The 22,433-nt window shown below is 49.1% G+C and carries 23 protein-coding genes and 1 tRNA gene; 7 read left to right on the top strand and 17 right to left on the bottom strand.

Features of this window, described 5'->3' with window-relative positions; genetic code table 11:
- Positions 1 to 23 precede the first annotated feature (23 nt).
- The 10 genes from CRO03_RS09830 to tsaE form a co-directional block, all read right to left on the bottom strand.
- Complete coding sequence (locus tag CRO03_RS09830; RefSeq protein WP_097111455.1) at positions 24 to 1,319, bottom strand: adenylosuccinate synthase; 1,296 nt, start codon at positions 1,317 to 1,319, stop codon at positions 24 to 26.
- A gap of 116 nt (positions 1,320 to 1,435) precedes the next feature.
- Positions 1,436 to 2,599 carry an aminotransferase class V-fold PLP-dependent enzyme gene (locus CRO03_RS09825; RefSeq protein ID WP_097111454.1) on the bottom strand — a complete coding sequence of 388 codons (1,164 nt, stop codon included), beginning with the start codon at positions 2,597 to 2,599 and terminating at the stop codon, positions 1,436 to 1,438.
- An 85-nt stretch (positions 2,600 to 2,684) separates the two neighbouring features.
- On the bottom strand, positions 2,685 to 3,566 hold the full coding sequence (gene hflC, locus CRO03_RS09820; RefSeq protein WP_097111453.1) for a protease modulator HflC: 882 nt from the start codon (positions 3,564 to 3,566) through the stop codon (positions 2,685 to 2,687).
- 3 nt (positions 3,567 to 3,569) lie between these two features.
- On the bottom strand, positions 3,570 to 4,712 hold the full coding sequence (gene hflK, locus CRO03_RS09815) for an FtsH protease activity modulator HflK (RefSeq protein WP_097111452.1): 1,143 nt from the start codon (positions 4,710 to 4,712) through the stop codon (positions 3,570 to 3,572).
- A gap of 40 nt (positions 4,713 to 4,752) precedes the next feature.
- The gene (gene hflX, locus CRO03_RS09810) at positions 4,753 to 6,048 is read right to left on the bottom strand and encodes a ribosome rescue GTPase HflX (RefSeq protein WP_097111451.1); all 1,296 of its coding nucleotides are present in this window, start codon (positions 6,046 to 6,048) and stop codon (positions 4,753 to 4,755) included.
- An 18-nt stretch (positions 6,049 to 6,066) separates the two neighbouring features.
- Positions 6,067 to 6,330, bottom strand: a complete 264-nt coding sequence (gene hfq, locus CRO03_RS09805) for an RNA chaperone Hfq (protein ID WP_097111450.1) — start codon at positions 6,328 to 6,330, stop codon at positions 6,067 to 6,069.
- A gap of 91 nt (positions 6,331 to 6,421) precedes the next feature.
- Entirely contained in the window at positions 6,422 to 7,348 is a 927-nt protein-coding gene (miaA, locus tag CRO03_RS09800; protein ID WP_097111449.1) for a tRNA (adenosine(37)-N6)-dimethylallyltransferase MiaA, read from the bottom strand.
- Positions 7,345 to 9,078, bottom strand: a complete 1,734-nt coding sequence (gene mutL, locus CRO03_RS09795; protein ID WP_097111448.1) for a DNA mismatch repair endonuclease MutL — start codon at positions 9,076 to 9,078, stop codon at positions 7,345 to 7,347. The genes miaA and mutL overlap by 4 nt, the downstream gene beginning before the upstream one ends.
- Positions 9,079 to 9,080: 2 nt before the next feature.
- A complete protein-coding gene (locus CRO03_RS09790; protein ID WP_245861579.1) occupies positions 9,081 to 10,388 on the bottom strand; it encodes an N-acetylmuramoyl-L-alanine amidase in 1,308 nt (435 codons plus the stop codon).
- Positions 10,375 to 10,884: a tRNA (adenosine(37)-N6)-threonylcarbamoyltransferase complex ATPase subunit type 1 TsaE gene (gene tsaE, locus CRO03_RS09785; protein ID WP_245861577.1), complete on the bottom strand. Its 510-nt coding sequence runs from the start codon at positions 10,882 to 10,884 to the stop codon at positions 10,375 to 10,377. Before tsaE ends, CRO03_RS09790 begins: the two co-directional genes overlap by 14 nt.
- 213 nt (positions 10,885 to 11,097) lie before the next feature.
- On the opposite strand from tsaE, the gene queG reads away from it, so the two are divergent.
- Positions 11,098 to 12,231, top strand: coding sequence for a tRNA epoxyqueuosine(34) reductase QueG (gene queG, locus CRO03_RS09780; RefSeq protein WP_212682401.1), 1,134 nt, complete (start codon positions 11,098 to 11,100; stop codon positions 12,229 to 12,231).
- Here queG and CRO03_RS09775 read toward each other — a convergent pair.
- From CRO03_RS09775 to orn, 3 genes are all read right to left on the bottom strand, one after another.
- A complete protein-coding gene (locus CRO03_RS09775; RefSeq protein WP_097111447.1) occupies positions 12,200 to 12,400 on the bottom strand; it encodes a DUF1289 domain-containing protein in 201 nt (66 codons plus the stop codon). The two genes, queG and CRO03_RS09775, sit on opposite strands and share 32 nt — an antisense overlap.
- A gap of 84 nt (positions 12,401 to 12,484) precedes the next feature.
- Positions 12,485 to 12,560: transfer RNA gene (locus CRO03_RS09770), tRNA-Gly, on the bottom strand.
- Between the two features lie 66 nt (positions 12,561 to 12,626).
- On the bottom strand, positions 12,627 to 13,178 hold the full coding sequence (gene orn / locus CRO03_RS09765) for an oligoribonuclease (protein ID WP_097111446.1): 552 nt from the start codon (positions 13,176 to 13,178) through the stop codon (positions 12,627 to 12,629).
- A gap of 111 nt (positions 13,179 to 13,289) precedes the next feature.
- On the opposite strand from orn, the gene rsgA reads away from it, so the two are divergent.
- The 3 genes from rsgA to CRO03_RS09750 all read left to right on the top strand — a co-directional run bounded on the left by rsgA (position 13,290) and on the right by CRO03_RS09750 (position 16,113).
- Positions 13,290 to 14,324, top strand: a complete 1,035-nt coding sequence (gene rsgA, locus CRO03_RS09760) for a small ribosomal subunit biogenesis GTPase RsgA (RefSeq protein ID WP_097111445.1) — start codon at positions 13,290 to 13,292, stop codon at positions 14,322 to 14,324.
- 19 nt (positions 14,325 to 14,343) lie between these two features.
- On the top strand, positions 14,344 to 15,201 hold the full coding sequence (asd, locus tag CRO03_RS09755; RefSeq protein ID WP_097111444.1) for an archaetidylserine decarboxylase: 858 nt from the start codon (positions 14,344 to 14,346) through the stop codon (positions 15,199 to 15,201).
- 207 nt (positions 15,202 to 15,408) lie between these two features.
- Positions 15,409 to 16,113: a glycerophosphodiester phosphodiesterase gene (locus tag CRO03_RS09750; protein WP_097111443.1), complete on the top strand. Its 705-nt coding sequence runs from the start codon at positions 15,409 to 15,411 to the stop codon at positions 16,111 to 16,113.
- On the opposite strand, the gene CRO03_RS09745 is transcribed toward CRO03_RS09750, so the two are convergent.
- Positions 16,110 to 16,502 (bottom strand): MerC domain-containing protein, encoded by a 393-nt coding sequence (locus CRO03_RS09745; protein WP_245861575.1) that lies wholly within the window; start codon positions 16,500 to 16,502, stop codon positions 16,110 to 16,112. The two genes, CRO03_RS09750 and CRO03_RS09745, sit on opposite strands and share 4 nt — an antisense overlap.
- Before the next feature lie 194 nt (positions 16,503 to 16,696).
- Here CRO03_RS09745 and CRO03_RS09740 point away from each other — a divergent pair, with 194 nt between their 5' ends.
- Positions 16,697 to 17,002, top strand: a complete 306-nt coding sequence (locus CRO03_RS09740; RefSeq protein ID WP_097111441.1) for a prephenate dehydrogenase — start codon at positions 16,697 to 16,699, stop codon at positions 17,000 to 17,002.
- Between the two features lie 96 nt (positions 17,003 to 17,098).
- Positions 17,099 to 17,434: a hypothetical protein gene (locus CRO03_RS09735; RefSeq protein ID WP_097111440.1), complete on the top strand. Its 336-nt coding sequence runs from the start codon at positions 17,099 to 17,101 to the stop codon at positions 17,432 to 17,434.
- Between the two features lie 7 nt (positions 17,435 to 17,441).
- Here CRO03_RS09735 and CRO03_RS09730 read toward each other — a convergent pair whose 3' ends face one another.
- From CRO03_RS09730 to CRO03_RS09720, 3 genes are all read right to left on the bottom strand, one after another.
- Positions 17,442 to 17,999, bottom strand: coding sequence for a DUF3016 domain-containing protein (locus CRO03_RS09730; RefSeq protein ID WP_097111439.1), 558 nt, complete (start codon positions 17,997 to 17,999; stop codon positions 17,442 to 17,444).
- A 249-nt stretch (positions 18,000 to 18,248) separates the two neighbouring features.
- The gene (gene groL, locus CRO03_RS09725) at positions 18,249 to 19,886 is read right to left on the bottom strand and encodes a chaperonin GroEL (protein ID WP_097111438.1); all 1,638 of its coding nucleotides are present in this window, start codon (positions 19,884 to 19,886) and stop codon (positions 18,249 to 18,251) included.
- A gap of 61 nt (positions 19,887 to 19,947) precedes the next feature.
- Complete coding sequence (locus CRO03_RS09720) at positions 19,948 to 20,238, bottom strand: co-chaperone GroES (protein ID WP_046554672.1); 291 nt, start codon at positions 20,236 to 20,238, stop codon at positions 19,948 to 19,950.
- Between the two features lie 338 nt (positions 20,239 to 20,576).
- On the opposite strand from CRO03_RS09720, the gene CRO03_RS09715 reads away from it, so the two are divergent.
- A complete protein-coding gene (locus CRO03_RS09715) occupies positions 20,577 to 22,370 on the top strand; it encodes a protein-disulfide reductase DsbD (RefSeq protein WP_097111437.1) in 1,794 nt (597 codons plus the stop codon).
- The last annotated feature ends 63 nt before the right edge of the window (positions 22,371 to 22,433 follow it).

The following is a 22,433-nucleotide window of genomic DNA, read 5'->3' as shown; positions in this document are numbered from 1 at the left end:
CAGCGTTTTTTTATACGAGCGAGTTAACCAAACGGATGCGTTAACACTATTGTCTGCACCCGATCTGGTCCGGTAGAGACAATGTCAATCGGCACTCCGGTAAGCTGTTCCAACCGGCTGATATAGTCCCGTGCGGCCTGAGGTAATTGCCCCAGCTGCTGAATACCAAAGGTATTGTCAGACCAACCTGGCATAGTTTCATAAACCGGGGTTACCAGCTCGTAACCTTCTGCTGCCAGGGGTGGGGTATCCAGTACGGTGCCGTCAGGCTGCTGATAACCAACACAAATACTGATGCTCTCCAGTCCATCCAGTACATCCAGCTTGGTTAAACAAAAACCAGAAATACTGTTTAGTTGGACAGCACGACGCACAGCAACAGCATCAAACCAGCCGGTACGACGCTTGCGACCGGTAGTCGCACCAAATTCGTGGCCTTTTACACCCAGGTGCTCACCTACCGCACAATCCAGCTCCGTGGGGAATGGGCCGGAACCGACGCGGGTAGTATACGCTTTCACTATACCCAGTACATAATCCAGATAACGTGGACCAAAGCCACAACCAGTGGCAACGCCACCTGCTGTAGTGTTAGACGACGTAACATAGGGATAGGTACCGTGGTCAATATCCAGCAAGGTGCCCTGAGCGCCTTCAAACATGATGTTGTCACCATTTTTGCGGGCTCTATCCAGCAAATCGGTAACATCAACCACCATCGACTTCAGCAAATCGGCCATCGCCAACGCATTGTCCAGGGTGGTTTGATAATCCACTGCGTCAACTTTGTAATACTGAGTAAGAGTGAAGTTATGCAACTCCATTACCACTTTAAGTTTTTCGGCAAATAATTCAGGATTAAATAAGTCGCCGACCCGTAAACCACGGCGTGCTACCTTATCTTCATAAGCCGGGCCTATACCACGGCCAGTCGTGCCAATGGCTTTGTCACCACGGGCTTTCTCCCGCGCCACATCCAGTGCCACATGGAATGGCAGGATCAATGGACAGGCTTCGCTAAGCAACAACCGCTCTTTTACCGGCACACCACGCTGTTCCAGCATGGTCATTTCCTTTAAAAAAGCTTCCGGAGAAAGTACTACACCATTACCAATCACACATTTTACATTAGCGCGCAAAATACCAGATGGAATTAAATGTAATACGGTTTTCTCACCGTCGATAACCAATGTATGACCCGCATTATGACCGCCCTGATAGCGCACCACATAGCTGGCTTTATCGGTTAATAAGTCAACGATTTTACCTTTTCCTTCGTCACCCCATTGAGTGCCGAGCACAACGACGTTTTTGGCCATGGTTCCTACATCATGGAAAAAATTAGGCGAGGATTCTATCAAATCGTGGACCAACTTACAGCTGTGTTACCGAAAAAAAGCCGGTTTTTTATCCGGCTTATTCTGAATGCTCACATTTAAGGATGCTGCAGGCAGGATAAATCAAATGCATCACTGTTCTGATATAAGCCAAAACCAAAGCGTAAGCGGTCGCCCCGGTAGTCAGTAATAATGCCGTTGTTCTTCAGAAACGCTGCTAATTCAGCTACCTGGCTGGTACTGGTCAGTTTGTAGGTGAAAAAATGGCCATGCCGCTCAGGATTATCCAACAGGAGATTTTTCTGGTTAAGCTGGGGGTGATGTTGACGAGCCAACTCTGCAATAAACGCTTGCTGAAGCTGCTTAACGTACTGATGAATTCTGCCAACAGTAATGCCTTGCTGCTTAAATAACAGCATTACAGCATGCAAGCGGTACAAAGCAGTATAATCCATCGTCGCGCCTGCAAAATGATTGCCGTCATTACTGTACAATACTAACGCTGATTTTTCGGCCGCCAGGGTACCAAACTCAGCAAACCAGCCTGTATACCATGGGCGCTGATTACTCCCTGGCGGCACGGCCATAAAACAACAGCCTTCGCCACCCTGCGCATACTTATAGCTGCCGGCAAGGTAAAACGCCCGCTCGGCCACTGCAGCCAGATCAGTGGGTAGCGCCATAAAGCCATGATAGCCATCTATCACTAACATAGCGTCGGTCACGTCTGCCACCGCACCGATAAAACCAACTAAGTCAGTTATTGCATAACCAGAATTAAAAAACACCTGGCTGCAGAACACCATGTCCGGCTGTTGCGTCTCGGCTGCAGCGATAAAACGTTCAGTGAAAGTGGCAAAGGGTTCCGTTGGCACGGTAATCAGCTCTATATTTTCGAACTCAGCCAGTCTTTTTGCCTGGCGCTGAAAACTGTAAAACTCACTGTCGGTACTGAGTACTTTTAAGGGTTTGGCGATGTCAAAACAACTAAACAGCCGCATGACCAGTTCGTGGGTATTCGCTGCAAACACTATTTGCTCTGGCGCTGGCAAGTTGAGCACATCAGCAATAAGCTGCTGGGTTTGCGGGATCATCTCGCCAAAAATACGCTGCCACTTATCATCTACCAGCCGGGCGCTGTCATCCCAGTAAGCCAGGGTTGCCTCCCGGGTAACATCTGGCCAGTAATGATGCGAATGACTGGCAAAATGCTGCTTGTCTTGATTTGCCTGTAAAAAACGCTGATAAAACTGCTGGTACATAGGGTCTCCGCTACAGTTTGCTTCTGCAAAATTCGCTCTGACAAAAAAGGCCCTTCCGGGCCTTTTTATGGTGTAGATTATCTGGTTAGTTCTGCACTTTATCTGACTTCATATATTTAAAGAAGTCATTGTCAGGCTGCACCACCATAATATCGTCTTTGTCTTTAAAGCTGTTTTTATAGGCTTCCAGGCTGCGGACGAAAGAGTAAAATTCTGCATTGCGGTTATACACATCTGCATAAATTTTTGCTGCCTCGGCATCCCCCTGACCACGGACAGTCCGCGAGTTCCGTTCAGCATCGGCCAGCATAACGGTAACGCGGGCATCGACGTCAGCCCGAATAATATCCGACTCTTCCATACCTTTTGAGCGATGCTCCCGTGCTACCGCATCACGTTCTGCTCTCATACGGGCAAAGATAGAACTACTGACTTCTGTCGGCAGATTAATTTGTTTAACCCGCACATCAATCACTTCAATGCCCAGCTCATTGGCCGCCACACCAGCTTGTGCCAGCGCGCTCTCCATTAACTGAGTACGTTCACCAGAAACAATTTCCTGAATGGTACGGGCACCAAACTCAGTACGCAGACCATTATTGATATACTGTTTTAACAGCACTTCAGCTTGCGAAGTAATACCACCGGTTGACAGAAAATAAGCGCCAAAATCTTTAATCCGCCATTTTACATAACTGTCGACCAATAAATCTTTTTTCTCGGCAGTTACAAACCGATCGGGCTGGTCATCCAGGGTTTGAATTCTGGAGTCCATTTTGCGTACCATTTCAATCATCGGGAGTTTAATATGCAGGCCAGGCTCATAAACGACTACCTGACCAGCATCATCGCGCTGGATTTTACCAAACTGGGTCACGATAGCGCGTTGTCCTTCCGGCACCACAAATAATGCGGAGACGACGATAATAGCGACCACTACAACAATAGCGATAATAAAATTCTTCATAACTTAGCCCCTCCCGCTACGCGTGGTACTGCTGCGCAACGTATCCTGTTGCCGCGGCGTAGTATTGTCAGTGCTTCGAGCTGGCAGTGGCATCGGATTTGCACTACTGCTACCGCTGTTGCTTCCCGATTGATTCATGAGCTTATCCAACGGTAAATACATGATATTATTGCCATTCTTAACATCAACAACCACTTTCGACGTGTTGCTATATACCGACTCCATCGTTTCCAGATACAGGCGGTCACGGGTCACTTTTGGTGCTGCCAGATACTCGGGTAACAGCTGTTCAAAGCGGGCAACCTCACCCTGGGCTTTTAACACAATTTGTTGTTTATATGCTTCGGCTTCCTGCATTACCCGGTTAACCTGACCACGAGCCCGAGGTTCAATTTCCCGGGCATAAGCCTGGGCTTCCTGCACGAAACGTTCCTGATCTTCCTGCGCCTTAATGGCGTCATCGAAAGCGTCACGCACTTCTTCTGGCGGGCGCGCATCACGGAAGTTCACATCAACCAGAGTAAGACCCATATTGTAAGGTTCAATGACAGTTTCCAGCTCCTGGCGGGTGTTCTGTCGAACCACTTCCCGACCGCGGGTTAATACGTCATCCATAATTGAGTGTCCGATAACAAAACGCAGTGCGGCATCAGTAGCCTCACCTAAACTGCGATCAGCATCCACCACGGAAAACAGATAATCACGTGCATTGTAAATACGATACTGTACTTCAAAAGTGACCCGTACCAGGTTTTGATCCTGTGTCAGCATAAAGCCGTCTGATCGCAATGATTTAACTTCCTGTACGTTTACCGGCGTTACCGTGTCAATAAAAGTGGGCTTCCAGTGAATACCGGCACCGACTTCGGTGTGATACTGACCAAAGCGCAGTATTACCCCGCGCTCGGCATCTTTAATGGTGTAGAAACCACTGATACCCCACACGACAGCAGCAATAACCAGGATCAGGATAAACGCAGCTGAAGCACCATTACCTGATGATTTATTGCCACCACCGAAAATACCGCCAAATTTCTTACCAAAATTGCGGAATACTTCATCTAAATCGGGTGGACCCTGGTCACGACCGCCCTGTTTCCAGGGATCGTTGTTCTTACCATTGTTACCCGGCTCATTCCAAGCCATGTTTAACTCCATCTCAAGTTATAAATTAACGGTTAATGTATCAAATAACAGGCGCCATGACGATATAGTTTTCCAGCTCGCCATCGCTTTGCTTTAACATCCGGGCCCATTGTGCCAGTGAAAGCCTGATATCCAGCAAACACACGCCCTGCTCATCAAAATCTTCAGCGCTTATCACCTGTAACTCATGAAACTTTGCCCTAAGGGCTGCGCAATGTGGTGGCAGGGCCAATCTTAACTGCACATGTTCAGTTGATAACAGGTTAGCGATAGCTTGCTGCAGTAACGCCATACCCTCGCCAGTCAGTGCTGACAAGTAAACTGCCCGGGGCAGACCGTCATCACCATATTCTATACGGGCTGACTGCCCCATCTGATCTACTTTATTAAAAACCTGAAGTTGCAGCACCTCGTCAGCGTCAATATCTTTTAACACTTGTTGTACCGAGGCCATGTTTTCGTCTTTACGCGGGTCGGCGCCATCAATAACATGCAGTTGTAAATCAGCATCACGGGTTTCCTGCAACGTCGATTTAAATGCCGCGACCAGGTTGTGCGGTAAATGACGAATAAAGCCCACGGTATCTGCCAATACAATCGGCCCGAAATTATCCAGTTTTACCTGGCGTAACGTCGGGTCAAGCGTAGCAAAAAGCTGATCAGCCGCATATACGCTGGCCGAGGTTAAACGATTAAATAGCGTCGATTTACCGGCGTTAGTATAACCAACAATTGAAACAACAGGAGTCGCACTTCGTTGCCGTGACTTACGGCCCTGTTCCCGCTGCAGGCCAATTTTATCCAGACGCTGCAATAGAGCTTTCACCCGTTCCCGCAATAAACGCCGATCTGTTTCAAGCCGGGTTTCACCCGGTCCTCTTAAACCAATCCCCCCTTTTTGCCGCTCCGCATTGTCCCAGCCGCGAACCAATCGTGAGGCAAGATGCTGGAGTTGAGCCAGCTCAACCTGCAACTTGCCTTCATAAGTCCGGGCGCGCTGGGCAAAAATATCAAGAATAAGGGTAGTACGGTCAATAACCCGCGCTTGCAGCAAGTGTTCAAGGTTGCGGGTCTGGCTGGGGCTTAAAATGTGATTAAAAATAACTACTGTTGCCGTAAACTGCTCTACGACATCTTTGATTTCCTGCACTTTACCAGAGCCGACAAACAGCCGGGTATCCGGCGCGCGGCGATTAGCAGTAACAGTATGCATTGCTGTCACGTTTGCAGAAGCTACCAGCATGGTTAGCTCCTGCAAATCTTCATTGCTGTGCTCTTGCGGAAAGTTTACATGAACCAGAATGGCTTGTTCTGCAAGCTCGGCTAAATCAAACAAGCGCTATTGCTCCTGGCGTTATTCCACATCCTCACCTTCGCTGTCGCTTTGGCCAGCGCCATGGCTAACCATAGTATTGACGGCGCGAGCTGGCACAACCGTGGAAATCGCATGCTTGTAAACCATCTGGCTTACCGTATTTTTCAGTAAGATGACGAATTGATCAAAAGACTCAATCTGCCCCTGAAGTTTAATTCCATTCACCAGATAAATAGAGACCGGAATACGCTCTCGTCTTAAGGTGTTTAAAAATGGATCCTGTAAAGATTGGCCCTTTGCCATGTGCCGCTTTCCTTTTTTTATTAGTGAGCTGTATATAGGTATTATTTTTTTTATTTCAAGTTGTTAAAGCTAACTTTTTTTTCCGTCTTACTTAGCTTAGCGAAGAAAGTACCGCTTGCAAGTTTTCTGCCGGTTCTGCTTCACTTTTTAACCATTTAACATCTTGCCAGCCTCTCAACCAGGTCAGCTGCCGTTTCGCCAGTTGCCGGGTGGCTGCGATGCCTTTATCTATCATCTCGTTGTAACTAAACTCGCCATCCAGATATTGCCAGACCTGACGGTAGCCAACACAACGCATTGCCGGCAAATCTGCGTGCAACTGCGGCTGGCTTTTTAAGCGGATAACTTCCTGTTCAAAACCGTTCGCTAACATCTGCTGAAACCTGTCTGCTATACGCTGATGCAGTAATGCACGATCAGTTGGCGCAATCGCAAATTGGTGTACTTTATACGGAAAAGGTTCCCCTTTTTGTGCAGTTAATTCTGTCATGGTGTTGCCGGTAAGCCGGTAAACCTCCAGCGCGCGGTTTATCCGCTGCGGGTCATTTGGATGAATGCGTTCAGCCGCAACCGGGTCAATGTGTTGCAATTGCTGGTGCATGGCCGGCCAGCCAATCGTGTTTGCTTCAGCCTCCAACTCAGCGCGGATACCGCTATCCGCTGCCGGTAACGGCGATATACCTTCCAGCAACGCTTTAAAATACAACATAGTGCCACCAACCAATATGGGTATTTTACCACGTTGCTGAATGTCAGCTATTAAGCTCAGCGCATCATCCCGGAAATCAGCGGCCGAATAACACTGTTCAGGTTCCAGAATATCCAGCAGGTGATGTGGCGCCTGCAATAACTCTTCGCGGGTTGGTTTAGCAGTGCCAATATCCATTCCGCGGTAAATTAACGCGCTGTCGACACTGATAAGTTCTGCCGGCAACCGCTTGAACAGATCGATCGCCAGCGCAGTTTTGCCTGACGCCGTAGGCCCCATAATAAAAATAACAGGCATAGCGCTACTCATGGCAGCCCTTGCTGGCTTAACGCCTGAATACTGGTGCTTAGATCCAATGGCACTGCCAGCCAATTTTTGCTGTTAGTTAACATTGGCGCAAAATAGTTTATCAGTGCCGCACTGCTGAGCCAATTCGATGAAAGTAGCATAGACAATATGGCCTGGCCGCTGGCAACCGCTTTGTCAGGTTGCAACAAAGGTAATGAATGCAGTAACCACTGGCTTAATGAGGTTGAACGCAGCCAGGGTGCAACCGCTCTGACAATAGCGGTATTGTCCTGCAGTAAAATATCGAAGCCTAATTGCTGCAACAAACTGGCCGATGCCAGCAACAGCTGTTTTTCAGTGTTGGTAACCTGCAACCGTAACGGCAGTAGCAACGGCACTTTATTGCCATCTGCCAGCCAAAGTGGCGCAACACTGGCGGCTAAGTCCAACAGTACCAGACCATCAGGCCCCTCTGTAATGGCGAAGCCCATTCCCGCTGGCAATATAACCGCGGTTGATTCGGTAGCGACCTTACCCTCTGTATTGGCCGCAGCATACTGGCCCTGCAAATACTGCATCTGTTGGTCAGTCTGGCGAGGGGCAGTTTTTTCTGGTCTCGCAGCTGAGTTAAACGCTGGCCGACCTGTACGCTGAACTCCCCAATGCCGGCTTTCAGGATTATTGGCACCATCTTCTACCTGATACGCGGCCATATTGTCTGCTACCTTTTGCTGAGGCCTGGCCTGTTCATTAGCTAACTGTGCCAGGGCATCTGAAAGTGCACTAACCACAAAATCATGCACCAGTCGTGCCTGATGAAAACGCACTTCATGCTTCGCCGGATGAACATTAACGTCAACCTCTGCCGGGGTTATCTGCAGATACAAAACAAACCCGGGTTGCTGTTCAGCAGTCAGCCGTTCACCATATGCCTGACGAATAGCGTGGTTCAACAACTTATCACGCATCATCCGGCCATTTACGTAGCAATACTGGCAACCCGGCTGGCTCTGACAAGCTTGCGGCGCCAGGATCCAGCCGCTTAGCTTCATTACACCATAACTGTTTTCAATATAGGCAGCCTGCTCAGCAAATGCTTTGCCACACAGCAAAGCCACTCTTTTCTGGCGGGCATTGTCCGAGTTTGCCAACGGCAACCGACGCACACTCTGGCCATTGTGATTTAACTGCCAGCTGACATCGAACCGGCTAAGCGCCAATCGTTTTATTAACTCATCGATATGACTAAATTCAGTTTTGTCAGTGCGCAGAAATTTACGCCGGGCCGGGGTGTTAAAAAATAAGTCGACCACCTCAATACTGGTGCCATCGGGGTGCGCAGCGGGTTTAACCGTTACCGCCATATCGCGCCCTTCCGCCTGCGCTTGCCATGCCGCAGCTTGCCCGGCAGGTTTTGAAGTCAGGGTCAGACGTGATACAGAGCTGATACTGGCTAACGCTTCCCCACGAAAGCCAAGGCTGGTTATTTGCGCTAAGTCATCCAGATTACCGATTTTACTGGTGGCATGCCGGCTTAACGCCAGTACCAGCTCCTGTTCTGCGATGCCTGAGCCATTATCACGGATCCGGATAAGCTTGCTGCCGCCCTTTTCAATATCGATATCAATCTGGCTGGCACCCGCGTCCAGGCTGTTCTCTACCAGTTCTTTTACCACCGAGGCAGGTCTTTCTACCACTTCACCAGCGGCAATCTGATTCGCCAGTTGTGGCGGCAGGATTTTAATGGTCATGGTCAGGGTATCCGTAACACCTGACCAATCCGGATACTGTCATTGGCTAACTGATTGTGGCTGCGCAGCGCATCGACTGACACATCATAGCGCTGAGCTAGCAATGACAAGGATTCACCCGCCTGCACCTTGTGCTCCCGGGCCCGTTGCTGAGCAAACAATGAATCTGCCGGAGGTGCCAGCTCAAAATGCCGCTTCAATGCCCGATGCAACGATTGGGCTAAACGGGCCTGATGACTGGCTGACTTTAACTGCTTTTCCTCTTTCGGGTTTGAAATAAAACCCACCTCAACCAGAATTGACGGAATATCGGGCGATTTTAACACCCCCAAACTGGCGGCCTGTGGCTTTGCCTGATGCAGTGAGGTTATCTTACCGAGCTCGGCAAGCACCTGATTAGCAGCCTGATAAGCAGTTACCATAGAATGATTCATCGATAAATCCAGCACGGTTTGCGCCAGATAACGCTCATTAGCAGAGTCGCGTATTATTTCTGCCACACCACCCAGCAACTCTGAGTGGCGTTCAGTTTGCTCCAGCATCCGGCCCACTTCGGTGGTCGCCCGGCGCAATGACAATACCCATACCGAAGCGCCTTTTGGTTGCGGTGAGGTAAAGGCATCAGCGTGAATCGATACCAGCAAATCTGCCTGTTGCCCGCGGGCTACTTCAGTGCGGCGGTTAACATGAATAAAATAATCGCCGGTGCGCACCATCACCGCCCGCATGCCCGGTTCTTTGTTAATTAGTTCAGCTAATCGATTGGCGATCGGTAAGGTCAGGTTTTTTTCGAAAATACCACTGGGGCCAATCGAGCCCGGGTCTTCGCCACCATGACCGGCATCGATAGCAATAATAATATCCCGCGCAGCACGGATACTCGGTGGCGGGCGGCTCTCTGTCCGCTGTTTGTCCGGTAAATCTATCACCAGTCTGTGGCCATAGGGGGCGGTAGGTGTAAGAGAAAACACTGTCGGTTTTACCTTACTGGTCAAGTCCAGCACGATGCGCATACTGTTGTTGTCACCACTGCTGCGAATGGCTTTAATCAGCTGTGACTCACCATCAATTTTAGGCAATGCGCCGCCACCGGCAATATTACTCAGGTCAATTACCAGGCGGTCGGGGCTATCCAGACTAAAACTTTTGTATTGTGGCGCTGCTGAGAGATCAAGTACCACCCGGGTATTATCGGGCGATGGCCAGATCCGGATACTTTGTACCTGATTACTTGCATAACTAAACGCTGAAAAAAACCATAAAATGGTTAAGCCGGCGCAGTAAAGAAATTTATTATTATTCTTCATCATCTCTTATTGCATCTATTATGGCCCGGCCGGCAGCGGTACCAGCACGAATAACGACCTGTCGCTGAGTCTCAAGATAACTTAAGTGTATGTCGAGATCGGGCTCAGGTAAATAACCTTGCCCCTGCTCAGGCCATTCCAGTAAGCACAAGCTCTGGGCATTAAAATAATCCCGGATCCCCATAAACTCCAGTTCTTCAGGGTCGGCCAGCCGGTACAGATCAAAATGATTCACCGTCATCATCGCCAGCTGATAAGGTTCAACCAGGGTGTAAGTAGGGCTTTTAACATTGCCCTGATGACCCAGCGCCTGCAAAATACCGCGGCTGAATGTGGTTTTACCCGCACCCAGACTACCATGTAAAAACAGCACCAAGCCGCCGTGTAAGTGGCGTGCCAGGCGGGCTGCCAATTTCAGGGTGGCAGCTTCATCTGCCAATACTGCGGTTAAATCTTGCTCCAACCCGGTGGGTTGCTCTGTTAAATGCTCTGTAGCCACGTAACCTCTGATAACTATATTTAGCGCACTGCAGCAATTTTATTGTCATGTTAACAAACTATGGCAAAGGCCGGCCAGCAAAACTGCTGCCTGACTAGCAGTATTACTTGAATACTCTGACCCGGAAATGAATATCCGGTTCCCGGTTACTTAACCGCTATGTTAAAGTAACGCTGTTTTTTTTGATAAATACCTCGTCTGGAACCAATAGCAATGGCAATCGATTATCAGCAACTGGCCGCGCAAATAAAACAATGGGCGCGGCAGTTGGGTTTCCAGGAACTGGGGATTACCGCTACAGACTTAAGCACGGAAGAGCCGAAACTTAAGGCCTGGCTGGAGCAAGGCTATCATGGCGATATGCAGTTTATGGCCGAGCATGGCATGCTGCGGGCTCGTCCTGCTGAATTGCTGCCCGGCACGCTAAGGGTACTCAGTGTCAGAATGGATTACCTGCCAGCAGCAGCTGGCTTTGCCACCAACCTGGCTGATCCGACTAAAGCTTACATCAGTCGCTATGCACTGGGCCGGGATTATCATAAATTAGTTCGCAGTCGTCTGAAAAAACTGGCTCAGAAAATAAGCAACGAAATACCAGAACTGGGGTTCCGGCCATTTGTCGATTCAGCTCCAGTCCTGGAACGCCCCCTGGCCCAGCGCGCAGGTTTAGGCTGGGTCGGTAAACATAGTTTGTTGTTGGAACGGGGCGTTGGCTCCTGGTTTTTTCTGGGCGAACTGCTGGTCGATATTCCACTGCCGGTCGACGAACCGCATCAGGGTGATTGCGGCAGTTGTGTCGCCTGTATCACCAGTTGCCCCACCGGTGCCATCGTCGCGCCCTATGTGGTTGACGGTCGTCGCTGCATCTCCTATCTGACCATCGAACTGAAAACGGCGATTCCGGAAGAATTACGACCACTAATTGGCAACCGGATTTATGGCTGTGACGATTGCCAGCTGGTCTGTCCGGAGAACCGTGAGGCGCCCCTGAGTATTGAAAGTGATTTTCAGCGCCGGACCCAGTGGCAGGATCAGGATTTACTGCAACTGTTTGCCTGGGACGAGGAGACTTTTTTACGCTTAACCGAAGGCAGCGCAATCCGGCGCATTGGTTTTGAGCGCTGGCAACGTAATATTGCCGTGGCCCTGGGTAATGCACCCTATCAGAGCGAAATTACCGACGCTTTGCAGCAAGCGAAAGCGCATTGTTCGGTATTGGTCGCGGAACATATCGACTGGGCGCTGGCGCAACAAAAACGTAAAAGCTGGCAGGCGGCTAACTTACTGCCCCGTTCGACCGAGCGTTTGATCAGAATTATTCAGAAGGGTCTGCCGCGGGATGCTTAAAGCCGGCCTGTTCTAGCAGCAAACGCTGTTGCGCCAACTGAATAATTTGCTGTTTTCGCTGCTCTGAAGCCTGATGCCATTCCAGAATTTCCGCCAGCAGCCGGCCACAACCCAAGCAGCAGTCCTGCTGATCCAGACAACAATTACGGACACAAGGCGATTCAACCATAGCTGCTTATTTCGTTAATTTAGGTTGATTGTAGCAAAGAATAAAAAACAAAAAGCCGCTTAAAAGCGGCTTTTTGTTCAAATTTGGAGCGAGTAACGAGGTTCGAACTCGTGACCTCGACCTTGGCAAGGTCGCGCTCTACCAGCTGAGCTATACTCGCATCGGTCAACGCTGTTGCGTTGTGATGGCGCGCATTTTACAAAATCAGCAGGCTTATGCAAGCACTTTATGCCGGTAATTTGAAAAAATATTGGCGATAGGTTACTAATTCAGCAATTGAATCGCGAATATCGTCCAGCGCCAGATGTGCACCGGTTTTCTGTACTCTATTAAGGACATCCGGATGCCAGCGCCGGGCCAGTTCTTTTACAGTACTGACGTCCAGATTACGGTAATGAAAGTAGCTTTCCAAAGAGGGGGCATATTCAGCTAAAAACCGCCGGTCCTGACCAATGCTGTTACCGCACATTGGCGACTTACCCTTAGTCACATACTGGCTTATAAATTCAATGGTCTGTTTTTCTGCATCGGCCAGGCTGACATTGCTGGCCAGACAACGGGCAGTTAAGCCACTTTTGCCGTGCTGCTCAACACACCAGGGGTCCATATTATCCAGGATCTGGGCCGAGGTACTGATAGCAAATACCGGCCCTTCAGCCAGAATATTAAGCTGGCTGTCGGTGACAATGGTTGCCATTTCTAAAATAACGTCAGTTTTTGGTTCCAGCCCGGTCATTTCTAAATCAAGCCAGATTAAGTTGCTGTCATTTGTTGCCATATCCATTCCTTAAGTGCGCGCTGCTTTGTTCAAATTCAGATTGCAGGTATGATACACGCCTTAAGCTTAACACTGATAGCGCCTCGTTGCGCACAACGGTATAACCAGCACGTGACCAAAAAAAAGCACCTGACCAAACGCCAGACCGACCGGATTGCCCAGAACGAGCAAAAACGGCTGCGCGGTAATAAAAAAGTTAAAGCCGATCAATGGGATGACGATGTTTTACTGGCAGCAGAACCCGGGCTGGTACTTAGCCGCTTTGGCCAGCATGCCGACGTTGAAGATAGCAATGGTGACGTCGTGCGCTGCAGCATGCGTCGTACCATCAGCTCGGTGGTGACCGGGGATAAAGTGGTCTGGCGCCGCGCCAGGCAAAGCACCGGCAGTATCGACGGGGTTATAGACGCAGTTGAGGATCGCAGCTCAGTACTGCTGCGCCCCGACTTCTACGATGGTTTAAAACCCGTGGCGGCCAATATTGATTTAATGATTATTGTCTCAGCCATTTTACCGGCACTGTCACTGAATATCATCGACCGCTACTTAGTCGCCGCCGAAATGACTCACATTAAACCGCTGCTGGTGATCAATAAAGTAGATTTGCTGACGGATGACCAGCACCTGCAATTAAATGAGCAACTTAGCCTGTACCGGAAAATTGGCTATGATTATCTTTTGGTTAGCGCCAAAAGCGGCCAGGGCATGCCAGAGCTGCTGCAGCACATTCACAGTGGTACCAGTATTTTTGTTGGTCAGTCGGGCGTGGGCAAATCATCGTTAATGAATAATCTGATGCCGGGTCTGACTGCGGCTACCCGCGAAGTATCAGAAAATTCGGGGCTGGGCCAGCACACTACTACCGTATCAAGGCTGTATCATCTGCCAGAGGGTGGCGATTTAATAGACTCTCCCGGTATTCGCGAGTTTGCCTTGTGGCACTTAAGCGAGCAGGAAGTGACCGAAGGTTTTATCGAGTTTCAGCCCTGGCTTGGCCGCTGTAAATTCCGCGATTGTAAACATGTAAATGACCCGGGCTGTGCCATTCAGCATGCGGTGCAGCAAGGCGAAATCAGCAGCGAACGCTATGACAGCTATTTAAAAATCCTGGCCAGTATGGCGCAGGACAAACCAAATTATTTTTAAGTGAAAGGCTAGTAACCCTATGGATAAAGTAAAAATCACCCTGCAATACCTGATGCCGAAACATCTGATATCGCGTCTGGCAGGCAAAGTGGCGGCCGCTGAACTGGGCTGGTTCAGCCACTTTCTGATCAAGCGGTTTATCAAAGCCTATAAGATTGATATGAGCGAAGCACAATGGGAGCGCGCAGAAGATTACGCCAGCTTTAATGCGTTTTTTACCCGGCCATTAAAAGACGGTATCCGGCCACTGGCCAGCGAGCCTGATATTATTGCTCACCCGGTAGATGGCGCTATCAGTCAGTTAGGCCCTATTGTTGACGGCAAACTGGTGCAGGCGAAAGACCACAACTACTCGTTACAAAACCTGCTGGGCGGTCTGGAGCAAACCTCAACGCCCTTTGCCGGCGGGACTTTTGCCACTATTTACCTGGCACCAAAAGATTACCATCGTATTCATATGCCGGTAAGCGGCACCCTGCGCGAAATGATTTATATCCCGGGCGAGCTGTTCTCGGTAAATCCGTTAACAGCAGAATGCGTAAAGGACTTATTTGCGTTGAATGAGCGGGTAGTGACCATTTTTGATACCGAGTTTGGCCCGATGGCACTGGTATTAGTGGGCGCCACCATAGTGGCCAGCATTGAAACAGTCTGGGCAGGCACCATTACCCCACCAACCGGCAAAACCATTTTCCGCTGGAGCTATCCGGCAACCGGCAATACTGCGGTTAAACTGGAGAAAGGAGCTGAAATGGGCCGCTTTAAACTGGGCTCTACCGTGGTACTGGCGTTCCCGGCCGGCAAAGTTGATTTTCTGGCTGACCAGCAGCCCGGCACCGTCACCCGGATGGGTGCCCCTTTTGCTGAAATTAACTAATTTATCCTCTCCTGAGCAGGACATTGTAATGTCCTGCTCCTTTCTCTGCACTCGCGATAGCGCCGTATATTTTTTCTGCGACACGCCGTAAACCCATCCATGGGGGCTCGTTTCCGCCCGTCCAGGGCTTCAACGGTCTCAGAAAAAAATACTCTGCTCTCGCTTTTTCTGCAGTAGACTAATCCAGAACAGTTTAGAGGAGTAGCTATGCAAATCATCGCCCATCGGGGCGCCAGTGGCGAATACCCGGAGAACACCCTGCTGGCTATTGAGCAAGCCACCGTTCAGGGTGCGGACGCTGTTGAGATAGACGTATTTGCCGTGCAGGGTGAGCTGATTGTCATTCACGACCATCATTTAGCCCGCACCACCAATGGTACTGGCAGTATTTATCAATATAGTTTAGCCAAGCTGATGCAACTGGATGCTGGTCAGGGCCAGCGTATTCCTACCTTATGGCAGGTACTTGAGCTTACCCATAACAAATGCTGGCTGAATATCGAGTTAAAAGGCGATGACACGGTAGCGCCGCTATTAGCGCTGCTTAATAAAGCAGAACAGCAACTGGGGTTTGATCTGGAAAGCCTGGTTATCTCTTCTTTTAACCATCACCTGCTGTCGGCCATTAAACAACAACAGCCACAGCTGAGATTAGGGGCACTGACTGCCTCACTCCCGCTCGATTACGCCGCGTTCGCCAGCACGCTGCAAGCTTATAGCGTGCATTGCGATGTCAGTTTTATTAACCAGGCTTTTGTTGACGACGCCAAAGCCCGTGACTTAAAAGTATTTGTCTACACGGTAGATCAGCCAGATGATATCCAGCGCTTAAAAGCATATGGCGTGGATGGCATTTTTAGTAATTTCCCAGCCAGAAGCCGGAAGCTGTCAAACAAAAAACCCGCTGCTTAAGCGGGTTCGTCGGCGTGATGTTCGGTGTCGCAGCTTTCACACTGGCTGCATAAGCGCATGTTCATTATATGCGCCAGCACCACCAGTGAGGCACCGACAATTAATACAGCATGCTCATATTCATGGCCCCATACATCCCGTTGCCAGTAGATAAAGCCACCTAAAAACAATGAGTAAAAAGGGTATAGCTTGCGGTGATAACGATGAAAACCGATAAACAATGCCACAAAACCCAGCACCATGGTAAACAACAACATCACGCGCTCAAAGGCATGGTTATGATTAACCGTTAAGCCAAGTAGTGGTAACAACGGTAATAAAACCGGCAGCAGAATACAGTGAATCGCACATAGCGACGTCACGGTAATACCTACTTTGTCAAATAACACTCTGGCTCTGGCTAGCACGATTTAAACCCGCTGTGTTGAATACTGTAAAACGATATAATATAACAAATCAAAACACAAATAAACGGCCGGGCCACATTTAGTTTTAGTCGGCAGCGTTAACAGCTGCCTGCCAGAGCTGATCGGCCTTGCCGCTTGTGGCATAATGGCGCCACTTTAATTTAATCAGGCCTGTTATGGACTCCTTATTATCTCAACTTGATGAAAACCTGAAAGAGCTGTATCGCAAAGCATTAGACGCCGATGCAGTCCTGGAGCAACTGCAACAGCAGGGTCAGGCGAAACACCAGAGTATTTTTCCGACAAGCAGCGATTTCAGCGTAAACAGTAATCGTTTTATGCCTTATTTAAGCGAAGCGGCTGAGCAGGTTGCCGCGATAAGGCAAAGCCAGCAATTTAATACCGCTACCCTGGCCCGGGTGGTAAAGCAGCTACAACTGCTTCATAAGACACTGGCTGAGTTTCGAATGGTTGTTAAATAAGTAGTAATGAGTAAATAAGGACTAGTAAGCCGCTGCAAACAAGGACTGGGTTGCAAGGACGGCTGGCAAAATCAGTAAAGATTACTATGCTTAATATTGGCAACTAACGCCGTTCAGGGTAGTGAGCAGATTATGGTCGTTAATACCGTTACTACTAACAGTTTAAGTAGTGCCGCCAATGGCAGTTTAAACACTAGCCGCGCAGAGGCCGCAGCGCCTTTGCTGGCAGATACAGCTTCGCGCCAAACCAATATTGCCGCCGCTGCAACTAATGCCGTGGTTGAAAGCCCGGCAACTCAACCACAACAACCAACAGAACGTAGCTCAGAAAGTGTCAGGGTAAGCAGCAGTATAGGCCGGGCAGCTTCCGCCGGCCAACTTACCAGAGAGCAGGCACTGGAAATTTACCGTAATATTGCCCGCTTTCTGTAGTAATCACTTAACGCTCTGGATGACTAACCTTGGCAGGCAAAGCTGCGTGTTCGGTAATTTTCGGCTGTAATTCTTTTTTAAACCAGTCTTGCAGCATCACCCTCTCAAACTCAAATTCGGGAGAATTGCCTCGTGGCGACATTCTGCTCATAAAGCCCATATCGCGAAAGCGTTCCTCACCACCTGTTACTTCTTCGCCATATTGATCACGCAACAAATGGTTAAAACGAATGGCTGGTGAGTTAATTTCTTTTATTACCCGGATAGCCTGGCCGGTATTGGTAACGAAATAGTCAACTTCACCTGCCAGATCAATATCAGTAATCGTTACCTGCCAGCTATAACCTTCAGGTAATTCATTGGCCATTTCCTGAAAGAACTTTTCGAAATTGCGCTGCACCCGATCCTGAAAACGGCTGCGGGAGTCATTGGCAGCTCGGATATCAGTGAATTTTTCCGGCTCTTGCCAGCTGAGATCCAGCTCTGCCCCAGTTTCTGCCTCTGGGTTACTGTATGCAGGCACCGCTAGTATCAGAGCAAATATCGCTGTCATAAAAGTTTTCATTATTACCTCCCACTGTAGTAGCCCGAACACCTGTCAGTGTTGACAGCCAGTCTCGTTCTACAATGCTATATCAGACCACGATCATGATGTTAAGTTTAGTTCAGCATCACACTTTCACACTATAATGCACAACGGCCATCACATGCTGTGTAAATTTGTATAGATAGGCAGAGCAATATGGGTAAAGTTGTAGCAAAAAAAAAGCTCCCGCTATTACCCGGGAGCTTTTTCTGGAGCAGCGGTGCTGGTTTACATCATGCCGCCCATGCCACCCATACCGCCCATATCAGGCATCGCCGGGGCATCATCTTTCGGCAGTTCAGTGATCATCGCTTCAGTGGTGATCATCAGTGAACCAACAGACGCAGCAAACTGCAGTGCTGAACGGGTTACTTTAGTTGGATCCAGAATACCCATCTCCAGCATATCGCCGTAAACGTCGGTCGCAGCATTATAACCGTAGTTACCTGAACCTTCTTTCACCTTGTTTACTACCACTGACGGCTCTTCACCGGCATTAGCCACGATTTGACGCAGTGGTGCTTCCATGGCGCGCAGCGCAATTTTAATGCCGTGCGTCTGGTCTTCGTTAGCACCGGTTAAGCTGGTCAGCTTGGCTGCAACACGAACCAGAGCAACACCGCCACCAGGCACCACGCCTTCTTCTACTGCAGCGCGGGTGGCATGCAATGCATCTTCAACCCGGGCTTTTTTCTCTTTCATTTCCATCTCAGTGGTCGCGCCCACTTTGATGACAGCGACACCGCCAGCCAGTTTGGCCAGACGTTCCTGCAGCTTCTCTTTATCGTAATCTGAGGTTGCTTCTTCAATTTGCTGGCGAATTTGCTTCACCCGGCCATCGATACCACTTTGCTCACCTGCACCATCAATGATGGTGGTGTTGTCTTTGGTGATCACAACACGCTTGGCGGTACCTAAATCTTCCAGCGTAGCTTTTTCCAGCTCCATACCGATTTCTTCAGAAATCACGGTACCACCGGTTAAGGTCGCGATATCCTGCAGCATTGCCTTACGACGGTCACCAAAACCTGGCGCCTTAACCGCAGACACTTTAACGATGCCGCGCATATTGTTCACAACCAGCGTTGCCAGGGCTTCGCCTTCTAAATCTTCAGCGATGATCAGCAGTGGCTTGCCTGCTTTAGCAACACCTTCTAATACCGGCAGCAATTCGCGGATGTTAGAAATTTTCTTATCAACGGTCAGAATAAACGGGCTGTCCAGTTCAACCTGGCCGGCCTCCTGGTTGTTGATGAAGTACGGCGACAGGTACCCACGGTCAAACTGCATACCTTCAACCACGTCCAGCTCGTTGGCTAAACCCTGGCCTTCTTCAACCGTGATTACGCCTTCTTTGCCCACTTTATCCATGGCATCAGCAATGATTTTACCGATTTCCTCGTCAGAGTTCGCAGAAATAGTACCAACCTGAGCAATCGCCTTAGTGTCGGCACAAGGCTGAGATAAGTTTTTCAACTCTTCTACCGCGGCAATAACAGCTTTATCGATACCGCGCTTTAAATCCATCGGGTTCATGCCGGCAGCAACCGCTTTCACGCCCTCATTGATAATATTCTGGGCTAATACGGTAGCGGTAGTCGTACCATCACCGGCTTCGTCATTGGCTTTAGAAGCAACTTCTTTCACCATTTGCGCGCCCATATTTTCGAACTTGTCTTCCAGTTCAATTTCTTTGGCTACCGATACACCATCTTTGGTGATCAGAGGTGAGCCGAAAGATTTATCCAGAATAACATTGCGGCCTTTCGGGCCCAGGGTTACCCGAACCGCGTTTGCCAGAATGTTTACGCCCTTAAGCATTTTATTGCGAGCTTCGTCGCCAAAACGTACGTCTTTTGCAGCCATTTTCAAATTCCTTAATTCAGTTTCAAGTTAAACGATGCGTTAACGTGCAGCTAAACAGCACTTAATCGAGGATCACACCTAAAATGTTGTCTTCTTTGGTGATCACAAACTCTTGCCCGTCTACTTTTTCAGTGCGCTCTACATAAGCACCAAATAATACTTTGTCGCCAACTTTTACATCTAATGGCTTCACGTCACCGCTATCCAGAATGCGACCATTGCCAACCGCAACGACTTCGCCACGGCTGGATTTCTCGGCAGAAGCGCCAGTTAAGACGATGCCACCCGCTGACTTGCTTTCTGCTTCTAAGCGTTTGATGATGACACGATCATGTAATGGACGAATATTCATGCTCTAATCTCCTAAAGCGTTTTTTGAGTTTTAACATGGGTGTTAAAATGTGTGTTCGGTATATGGGGCAATAGCCAAAAAAATCCAAGGGGCAAACTAAAAAATTTGTTGTGGCCCGGCGCGACTAAGTACAGCCGAAATGGTATTTTTTAAGGCTTAATTAAGTAACTATTGAAATAATAGCCAGCCGCAGCAGGTCTATTGCCTGCAGAGGTTGATCGCAACTTGAAGACTAACCGGCGGTTAGCAACGTATGATGACGACATAAACCTGCAACAACGAACATATAATGGCGTGGTTACAGCCTGAGTTTTGCATTTAATAAGAAGGTTCAATTGATGTATAAAGTATTTTTGCTGCCCTTACTGCTGTGGTTTTCTCTGCTGGGGTTAACGCTCAGCACCGTGCCAGCCCTGGCCCAGCAAAACTCAGTACTGGGAAGCCTGTTACAGTCAGATGACGATTTTTTACCGGTAGATCAGGCTTTTGTCATGGATTTCCGGCAGCAGGACGACGAGCTTATTGTTAACTGGACTATCGCCGACGGCTATTACATGTACCGCGATAAGTTTAAATACGGCGGGGTAGCGGTTAGTTTTTCCCACCCGACCTACCCGGCCAGCATGCAGATTGAAGATGAGTTTTTCGGGGTTACCGAAGTCTATTTCCATCAGCTGACGCTGAAAATTCCGCTGTCTGATATCAGTGAAGATGCCTTTTTACGGATCCAATATATGGGCTGTGCTGAAGCAGGCTTATGCTATCCGCCAGTTAACAAAGAAATTCCGATATCCATGCCGGGTAATGCGGCAGCATCAGACGACAGTGCAACACCACAGGGTGGCACACCAACTTCCAGCCAGTATGGATTAGCAGAGCGGCTTAGCAGCGGTTCTGTCTGGTTGAATATGGGGGTGTTTTTTCTGTTAGGTCTTGGGCTGGCATTTACCCCCTGTGTATTTCCGATGTATCCCATTTTAAGTAGTATTATCGTTGGTCAGGGTAAACAACTCAGTACCCGACGCGCCTTTAGTTTGTCATTCAGTTATGTGCAGGGCATGGCTATTATGTACTCGGCCCTGGGGCTGGTGGTAGCCAGTTTAGGTGTTAAGTTCCAGGCCTGGATGCAGCACCCGGCGGTATTAATTAGCGCTGCTGTTATTTTCGTTTTACTGGCACTGGCTATGTTCGGCGGCTTTAATTTTCAGCTACCTGCCAGCTGGCAGGCAAAGGTCAGTTCAGTTAGCAATAAACAGCAAGGTGGCAGTATCAAAGGTGCCTTCGTTATGGGCGCGCTGTCTGGCCTTATTGCCTCGCCCTGCACCACAGCGCCGTTGTCGGCTGCGTTATTGTATGTGGCACAAAGTGGTGACTTAATGCTGGGCGCACTCACGTTGTATGTTCTCAGCCTGGGCATGGGCATACCATTAATTCTACTTGGTACTTCTGGCGGCAAATTACTACCAAAAGCCGGTGCCTGGATGAATATTGTTAAAACCGCCTTTGGTTTTGTGTTGTTGCTGGTGCCAATAATCCTGCTGGAACGCATTCTGCCATTTTGGCAGGTGGTAATACTGGCATCCTTACTCAGTCTGTTGATCTGTGGCTATTTATTTAAACTACTGTTTGAATTAAAAAGTAGTACAGCTAAAGCTGGCATGTTGCTAACTGGCCTTTTGTTGTTGCTGGTTACCGTATTGTTCAACTGGCAGTACTTTGGTCCGGGCCAGGCCACTGCGGCAACGGCCAGTGTTGCAAGTAATAAAGGCCAGTTTATTAATGTGGACGATTTAGCAGGCCTGGAGCAGCAACTGGCAGAGGCAAAAGCAGCCAATGAATATACATTGGTCGATCTCTATGCCGAATGGTGTGTTGCCTGCAAGGAATTTGAGCAATTTACCTTTCCGGCAGCGCAGGTGCAGGCCCATACCAGTAAAATGCGCTTAATTAAAATAGATGTGACTAAGATGACCCGCTCGGATGAAAAGTTGCTTAACCACTATCAGGTGCTGGGCTTACCCACCTTACTGTTTTTCAACCCTGCCGGCGAAGAGCTGACCAATGCCCGGGTTACCGGTTTTATGGCGGCCAGCCCTTTTGCTGAGCATTTAGCCGCATTGACTACTGAGTAATAGCCAAATACAGGCCAGTTTGCACAGACCAAATACGCGACTGGCCTGGTGTTTTTACCCGCC

This window comes from Arsukibacterium tuosuense, assembly GCF_900215315.1.
Lineage (GTDB): Bacteria > Pseudomonadota > Gammaproteobacteria > Enterobacterales > Alteromonadaceae > Alishewanella > Alishewanella tuosuense.
Note: the sequence above shows the minus strand (reverse complement) of the source record. Positions and strands in the feature narration are given on the sequence as shown.